The 7,670-nt window shown below is 71.5% G+C and carries 7 protein-coding genes; 1 reads left to right on the forward strand and 6 read right to left on the reverse strand.

The window, feature by feature from the left end:
• Nucleotides 1-652: carboxyvinyltransferase (locus VIU94_RS12645; RefSeq protein WP_524540629.1), on the forward strand; the 652-nt coding region annotated here is incomplete at its 5' end.
• 269 nt (nt 653-921) lie between these two features.
• Here the strand turns inward: VIU94_RS12645 and VIU94_RS12650 are convergent.
• From VIU94_RS12650 to VIU94_RS12675, 6 genes are all read right to left on the reverse strand, one after another.
• Nucleotides 922-1,203 carry an HU family DNA-binding protein gene (locus VIU94_RS12650; protein ID WP_331910766.1) on the reverse strand — a complete coding sequence of 94 codons (282 nt, stop codon included), beginning with the start codon at nt 1,201-1,203 and terminating at the stop codon, nt 922-924.
• 332 nt (nt 1,204-1,535) lie between these two features.
• Nucleotides 1,536-2,972, reverse strand: a complete 1,437-nt coding sequence (locus VIU94_RS12655) for an NAD-dependent malic enzyme (RefSeq protein ID WP_331910768.1) — start codon at nt 2,970-2,972, stop codon at nt 1,536-1,538.
• Nucleotides 2,973-3,369: 397 nt separating this feature from the next.
• Entirely contained in the window at nt 3,370-5,721 is a 2,352-nt protein-coding gene (locus tag VIU94_RS12660; protein WP_331910770.1) for a HelD family protein, read from the reverse strand.
• Nucleotides 5,722-5,784: 63 nt separating this feature from the next.
• Nucleotides 5,785-6,675 (reverse strand): anti-sigma factor family protein, encoded by an 891-nt coding sequence (locus tag VIU94_RS12665; RefSeq protein WP_331910772.1) that lies wholly within the window; start codon nt 6,673-6,675, stop codon nt 5,785-5,787.
• A complete protein-coding gene (locus VIU94_RS12670) occupies nt 6,672-7,259 on the reverse strand; it encodes a sigma-70 family RNA polymerase sigma factor (protein WP_331910774.1) in 588 nt (195 codons plus the stop codon). Before VIU94_RS12670 ends, VIU94_RS12665 begins: the two co-directional genes overlap by 4 nt.
• Nucleotides 7,260-7,329: 70 nt before the next feature.
• Nucleotides 7,330-7,670 (reverse strand): CGNR zinc finger domain-containing protein (locus tag VIU94_RS12675; protein ID WP_331910776.1); only part of this gene is annotated, 341 nt, incomplete at its 5' end.

The raw sequence follows: 7,670 nt of genomic DNA on the forward strand, positions 1-7,670 counted from the left end.
CGGCGGCTACAACCACCGCGCCCTGCCGGACCGCCTGGAGGCCGCCTCCTGGGCGTCCGCCGCGCTGGCGACCGAGGGCAACATCTACGTCCGCGGCGCCCAGCAGCGCTCGATGATGACGTTCCTGAACACCTACCGGAATGTGGGCGGTGCCTTCGAGATCGACGACGAGGGCATCCGCTTCTGGCACCCCGGCGGCCAGTTGAAGTCCATCGCGCTCGAGACCGACGTGCACCCGGGCTTCCAGACGGACTGGCAGCAGCCTCTGGTGGTCGCGCTCACCCAGGCCACGGGCCTGTCGATCATCCACGAGACGGTCTACGAGTCCCGCCTCGGCTTCACCTCGGCACTGAACCAGATGGGTGCTCACATCCAGCTGTACCGCGAGTGCCTGGGCGGCTCGAACTGCCGCTTCGGCCAGCGCAACTTCCTGCACTCGGCGGTCGTCTCCGGCCCCACGAAGCTCCAGGGCGCCGACCTGGTCATCCCGGACCTCCGCGGCGGCTTCTCGTACCTGATCGCCGCCCTGGCGGCCCAGGGCACGTCCCGGGTCCACGGCATCGACCTGATCAACCGCGGCTACGAGAACTTCATGCAGAAGCTGGTGGAGCTCGGCGCGAAGGTAGAGCTCCCGGGCAGCACGCTGGTGTAACGCCCGCTGGACGACTCAGAAGCTGGTAGAGCTCGGCGCGAAGGTGGAGCTCCCGGGCAGCACGCTGGTCCAGCCCAGACTCACCACGCTGGTCCAGCGCGCGCCTGAGGGGCCCTCAGAGCGACGGAAGGGCCGACTCCCACCCAAACGGCGGGGGTCGGCCCTTTCGTGCGTCGTACGGGCGTACGGGCGCGCTCGGGAGCCGTGTACGCCGAAGGGCGGCCACCCCCTGACAGGGTGGCCGCCCTTCTGAGCTGCCTGCGGGGCGCTTACTTGCCCTTGGCGGCTTCCTTGAGCTTCGAGCCCGCGGAGACCTTCACGCTGAAGCCGGCCGGGATGTTGATCGGGTCGCCGGTCTGCGGGTTACGCGCGGTGCGAGCGGCACGGTGGGTGCGCTCGAAGGTCAGAAAGCCGGGGATGGTGACCTTCTCGTCGCCCTTGGCGACGACCTCGCCGACAGTCTCGGCGAGCGCGGCCAGCACGGCGTCGGCGTCCTTGCGGGTCACCTCGGCGCGGTCGGCCAGGGCGGCCACCAGCTCACTGCGGTTCATGTTGTTACTCCCGTGTTCTTCTTGCCTGTGAGGCGGGCCACGCGGCGGAGCCGCATGTTGGGCACAGCGAAGCCGATGCTGCCAGGGCCCTCGGACAGTCCCCGGACCCGGGTCTGCTGTCAGACCCTCGCGCCCGAATAGGCATCCTGCCCCCACCAGCGGCGGGAACGCCAATCCGGCACCCTCCGGGGTCACACGAAAAGCGCCAGGGGCCCTTCGCGATGACGTTGCGTCGACTCCGCGAAGACGCTGCGGAGCCGAACAGCAACCCTAGAGGCGGGTCTGCGGTGCGGCGACTCGCGACGCGCCGTCAGAACCCGTTCGGCGAGCCGTCAGAATCCGTTCGCCGAGGTCTCGGTCCCCGCGCCGGCCGCCTTCGCGGCGGTGCGCACCGCGCCCGCGACCGCTCCGGCGACCTTCTCGTTGAAGACCGACGGGATGATGTAGTTCGGGTTGAGCTCGTCCTCGGTGACGACGTCCGCGAGGGCGGTGGCCGCGGCCAGCATCATCTCGGTGTTCACGGTGCGGGACTGAGCGTCCAGCAGACCACGGAAGACGCCCGGGAAGACCAGCACGTTGTTGATCTGGTTCGGGAAGTCCGAGCGCCCGGTGGCCACGACGGCCGCGTGCAGCCGGGCCGCGGCCGGGTCGACCTCCGGGTCCGGGTTCGCGAGCGCGAACACGATCGCACCGTCCGCCATCGCCGCCACGTCCTGCGCGCCCAGCAGGTTCGGGGCCGAGACGCCGATGAAGACGTCTGCACCGACGACGGCCTGCTTGAGGGTGCCGGTGACGCCCTCCGGGTTGGTGTTGTCGGCGATCCAGCGCAGCGGGGTGCCGGGGGCGGCGTCGACCAGGTCCTCGCGGCCCGCGTGCACGACGCCGTGGATGTCGGCGACGACGGCGTGCTTCACACCGGCCGCGATGAGCAGCTTCAGGATGGCCGTACCGGCCGCGCCGGCACCGGACATGACGACCCGTACGTCGCCGATGCCCTTGCCGACCACGCGCAGCGCGTTGGTCAGCGCGGCGAGCACGACGATGGCGGTGCCGTGCTGGTCGTCGTGGAAGACGGGGATGTCGAGGGCCTCGCGGAGCCGCGCCTCGATCTCGAAGCAGCGCGGCGCGGAGATGTCCTCCAGGTTGATGCCGGCGAAGCCCGGGGCGATGGCTTTCACGATCGCGACGATCTCGTCGGTGTCCTGGGTGTCCAGGCAGATGGGCCAGGCGTCGATGCCGGCGAAGCGCTTGAACAGGGCCGCCTTGCCCTCCATGACAGGCAGCGCGGCCATGGGGCCGATGTTGCCGAGGCCGAGCACGGCGGAGCCGTCGGTCACCACGGCGACCGAGTTGCGCTTGATGGTGAGCCGGCGGGCGTCCTCGGGGTTCTCGGCGATCGCCATGCAGACCCGGGCCACGCCCGGGGTGTAGATCATCGAGAGGTCGTCGCGGTTGCGGATGGGGTGCTTGGACGCCATCTCGATCTTGCCGCCGAGGTGCATCAGGAACGTACGGTCGGAGACCTTGCCGAGGGTGACGCCCTCGATGTTCTTGAGCTTCTCGACGATCTCGTCCGCGTGGGTGGTGGAGGTCGCCGCGATGGTGACGTCGATGCGCAGCTTCTCGTGGCCGGAGGCGGTCACGTCGAGGCCGGTGACGGAACCGCCGGAGGACTCGACCGCGGTGGTGAGCTGGGAGACCGCGGTCCCGCTCGCCGGTACCTCGAGACGGACCGTCATCGAGTACGAGACGCTGGGCGCCGTTGCCATGCCGGGTTCCTCTGCTTTCCCTAGCTTCGTTGCTACGCCTGCCCGGCTGGTCGCCGGGCGGCGCCCTCCGATCGTCGCACCTACCAGCGGGTAGCAGGTAATGCGGTCATTTTGTTTTCGGAAAGTAGTTTCCACCATACGAGAACTGGAGGAAGAACAGAAGAGGCCCCTGTCACCACTGGTGACAGGGGCCTCAACTTTGTGCATACGTACTAGACCGTCTGGGTGGCACCGACCCGCCATGCTCGCCTCGCGGCAAGTGGTCCCTCTGAGGGACGAAGGTTGGGCCCGGGGGCTTGGATCGAGCCGGTGCCACAGACAGGCTAACAAACCACCCCGACAAGTGATTCCAGCGGCGCAGCCTGACCGGAAAACGCCGCGGAACCGTCCGTCCGGCTCAGTCCCTCAGCAGGTCCGGGACGCCGTCCGCGTCCGGCACGTCGCGCGGTCCGGAGACCACCGTGAGCTGCTGCGTCGCCCGGGTGAGCGCCACGTACAGCACCCGCAGGCCGGCCGGGGACTCGTCCGCGATCTCCGCGGGCGAGACGACCACCGTGGCGTCGTACTCCAGGCCCTTGGCCTCCAGGGAGCCGAGCGCCACCACCCGGTCGCCCAGGTCGGCCAGGAGCCGGGCGGCCTGCTCGCGGCGGTTCATCGCCACCACGACGCCGACCGTTCCGTCCACCCGGTCGAGCAGCCGCGCCGCCTCCGCATGCACGGTTCCGGCCAGGCCGTCCCGCTCCGCCACCGCCACGAACCGGGGCTCCACGCCGGTCGAGCGGACCGCGCGCGGGGACTCCTTGCCGGGCATCGCGAGCGCCAGGACCTTGGCCGCCAGCTCGGCGATCTCGGCCGGGTTGCGGTAGTTCACGGTCAGCTCGAAGCGGCGGCGCGGCCGGGCGCCCAGCGCCTCGTCCCGGGCCTCGGCGGCCTCGTCCGGGGTCGACCAGGACGACTGGGCCGGGTCGCCGACGATCGTCCAGGTGGCGTGCCGGCCGCGGCGGCCGATCATCCGCCACTGCATGGGCGTCAGGTCCTGCGCCTCGTCGACGATCACGTGCGCGTACTCGGTGCGCTCGGCGGCCAGCCGCTCGGCCCGCTCGTACTGGGTCTCCTCGCGGACCGGCATCAGCTCCTCCAGGCCCGAGAGCTGGTCCAGCGGGTCCAGCTCGCGCCGCCTGCGCGGGCGGGCCGGGGCGCCGAGGAGCGTGTTCAGCTCGTCCAGGAGCGCCACGTCGTGGACCGAGTACCCGTCCCGGCGCAGCGAGCGGGCCAGCCGGCGGACCTCGCCCGGGTTGAGCACCCGGCGCGCCCAGCGGCCCAGCCGCCTCTCGTCGGCCATGGCGTCGAGGACCCCGCGAGGGGTGAGTTCCGGCCACCAGGCGTTCAGGAAGCCGAGGAAGCTGTCCTCGGTGGAGACGTCCTCGTCGAAGGAGGACCGCAGCTCGGCGGCGAGCTCGGGGTCGGTGTGCCGGGTGCCTGCGCCGGACTTGGCGTACAGGGCGTCGAGCAGCAGCCGGCGGGCGCGCGGGCGCAGCAGGTTGACCGGGGCGGTGCCGCTCAGCACGTTGTTGCGGATGCGCTGGAGCTCGTCGGCCTCCAGCTCCAGGCGGCGGCCGAAGGCGACGACGCGCAACCGGCTGGGCGTGCCGGGGACGGCCGCGGGCTCCTCGCCGAGGGCGAGCTGCCCGGACGCGGGCCCGGCGGCCTGCTGCGGGCCCTCCAGGGCCCCCCGGGCCGCCTTGCGCAGCACCTTGAGCATCCGGGACGAGCCCTTGACCCGGGCGACGGCGGGCTCGTCGTACGCGGTGGCCTCGACGCCGTCGACGAGCGAGCCGACCGCGCGGATCGCGACCTGGCCCTCCTCGCCGAGCGAGGGCAGCACGCCCTCGGTGTACGAGACGAGCAGCGGGGTCGGGGAGACGATCAGGATGCCGCCCGCGTAGCGCCGCCGGTCCTGGTAGAGCAGGTACGCGGCCCGGTGCAGCGCCACGGCGGTCTTGCCGGTGCCGGGGCCGCCCTCCACGTACGTGACGGAGGCGGCGGGCGCGCGGATGACCAGGTCCTGCTCGGCCTGGATGCTGGAGACGATGTCCCGCATGGTGTGGCTGCGGGCCTGGCCGAGCGCGGCCATCAGCGCGCCGTCGCCGATGGCGGGCAGCTCCTCGCCGTTCAGCCGGGCGGTCAGCTCGGGGCGCATCAGGTCGTCCTCGACGCCGAGCACCCTGCGGCCCTTGGAGCGGATGACCCGGCGGCGCACCACCCGGCCGGGTTCGACCGGCGTGGAGCGGTAGAACGGGGCGGCGGCCGGGGCCCGCCAGTCGATGACGAGCGGGGCGTAGTCGGAGTCGAGGACGCCGATCCGGCCGATGTGCAGGGTCTCGCCGATCTCGGCGGTGTTGTCCGGGAGCACCGCGTCGTCGGCGGGCTCGACGGAGGTGTACGCGCCGTCTGGGCCTTTCTTGCCGTCCTTGCCGTACAGCAGGTCGATCCGGCCGAAGAGGAAGTCCTCGAACTCGTTGTTGAGCCGGTTCAGATGGATTCCGGCCCGGAACACCTGGGCGTCGCGCTCGGCGAGCGCGCCGGGCGTGCCGACCTGTCCCCGCTTCGCGGCGTCGTTCATCAGGAACTCCGCCTCGTGGATCTTCTCCTCGAGACGGTGATACACCCGGTCCAGGTGTTCCTGTTCGATACCGATCTCGCGGTCCCGGACCGTGTCGACCACACCGTCGGCTTCCTGCGCGGCCACCGAGGCCCCCTTCTCAACGTGCACTGGGCAGCCGTCGAGCGTACGCCACGGTGGCCGGTTGTGTCAGGCGTCGACCTCCACGAGACGGTCGCCGTCGAAGGTCCTGACCTCGAAGCGGTCGATCTGGTCCCGGTCCATGGCCGCGCCGCCGTGCACGTACAGCGGGTTCTTCGCGGACTCGTTCGGGCTGTCCGGGATGCCGTAGCCCCACTTCGGGACGGCCCAGGAGGTGACGATCTCCTCCTCGCCGGTCTTGGACACGGCGACGAGGGTGCACTTCAGCGGGCCCTTGACGTTCTTGAGCTCCAGGACCGTGTGGGTGCCCCAGCCCTTCTTCTCCATGCCGACGGTGGCGCTGACCTTGGTGGTCGCGTCGGTCGCCTCGATCTTCTCCTCCATGTGGTGGAAGAAGGCGTCCTCGGCAGGGCTGGTCGGGTGCGGGTCGGCGACATTGCTGGTCGTGCCGCCGGAGGTGGCGACGACGGCGACGGCGGGTCCGCCGATGATCAGCGCGGCGGCCGCGGCGATCAGGTAGCGGGTGCGGCGGCGGCGCTGGGCGCGCTTGGCCGCGACCTCGTCGACGAGCCGGTCGAGCAGCTCGGGCCGGGGAGCGACGGGCGGCTCGACGACGCCGAGGCGCGGGAGGACGGGCGGGGGCGCGGGCGGGCGCGGCGCGAAGGCGTCGAAGGCGTCCTCCGCGTACGGGTCTATGCCCTCGGGCTCGCCGCTGCGGGGTTCGGGGACGGCGGCGGGGCCGGGGCCCTCGGCGAGCATCGCCAGCATCGGTTCGAGCCCGGCGAACTCCTCCAGATGCGCGGCGCACCGCTCGCAGCCGGCGAGATGGGCCTCGAAGGCGGTCGCGTCCGCGTCGTCGAGCACGCCGAGCACGTACGCGCCGACGGCGTCGTGCGGCGACTCCTGGTCGTACGCCGGTCCGCTGTCGTACGCGGTCATACCGAGACCCCCCTCTCCTCCAGAGCGAGCTTCATCGAACGCAGTGCGTAGAAGACCCGGGAACGCACTGTCCCGGCGGGTATGCCGAGCGTCTCGGCCGCCTCGTTGACGGTACGCCCCTTGAAGTACGTCTCGACCAACACTTCCCGGTGAGCCGGGGTCAAATCGTCGAGCGCGTCCGAGAGGGTCATGAGCCACAACGCCTTGTCGATCTCGTCCTCCGCGGGCATGACCTCCAGCGGTGACGCGTCGACCTCCTGCGGCCGGGCCTGCCGGCTGCGGTGACCGTCGATGACGATGCGCCGGGCGACCGTCACCAGCCAGGGTCTGACGGAACCGGTGGCCTGGCCCAGGCTGCCGGCGTTCTTCCAGGCACGGATGAGCGTCTCCTGTACGACGTCCTCGGCGCGCTGGCGATCGCCGGCGACGAGGCGCAGTACATAGGCGAGCAGGGGCCCGGCGTGCTCGCGGTACAGCGCCCGCATCAACTCCTCGTCGGGGACGGAGGGCTGGAGATGTGCGGGGCTGCCACGATGCCGGGCCCTCTGCGGACGGTCATCGGCCACGGCGGCATCCTTGCGCACGCTGAACCTCCCGGTCGAGACCCTGTCGGACTGCTGTCCTCCTCAGGTACGCGGCGGGGCCGGATTCTGCTCAACGCACGGCGGAATTATTTTTTCCGGGATGCCGGCGGCGGTGCCGGGCGACGCGTTCGCGGTTGCCGCAGACCTCGCTGGAGCACCAACGGCGGCGTCGTCCGCGGGAGGTGTCGAGGTAGCAGCGGTGGCAGTCGTCGCTCTCGCACTGCCGCAGCAGGGTGCGGGCGACGGGGTCGGTGAGCAGGTCGACCGCGTCGCGGGCGACCGCGGCGAGCAGGGCGCGGCACTCCGGTTCGCCGCTCAACACCCGGACGAGCGCGCCGGTCTCGGTGCGCACGGCGCGCGGCGCGGGCGGGGCGGCGGCCGCGGCGAGGGCGTTGAGGCGGTCCAGGGCGG

Origin of the sequence: Streptomyces sp., from assembly GCF_036566765.1 — a bacterium.
Lineage (GTDB): Bacteria > Actinomycetota > Actinomycetes > Streptomycetales > Streptomycetaceae > Streptomyces.

What these genes read in the sequence shown, in the direction of transcription:
- VIU94_RS12665 (WP_331910772.1), bottom strand. Translation starts at nt 6,675, where the DNA reads ATGACCGCGTACGACAGCGGACCGGCGTACGACCAGGAGTCGCCGCAC.
- VIU94_RS12655 (WP_331910768.1), bottom strand. Translation starts at nt 2,972, where the DNA reads ATGGCAACGGCGCCCAGCGTCTCGTACTCGATGACGGTCCGTCTCGAG.
- VIU94_RS12650 (WP_331910766.1), bottom strand. Translation starts at nt 1,203, where the DNA reads ATGAACCGCAGTGAGCTGGTGGCCGCCCTGGCCGACCGCGCCGAGGTG.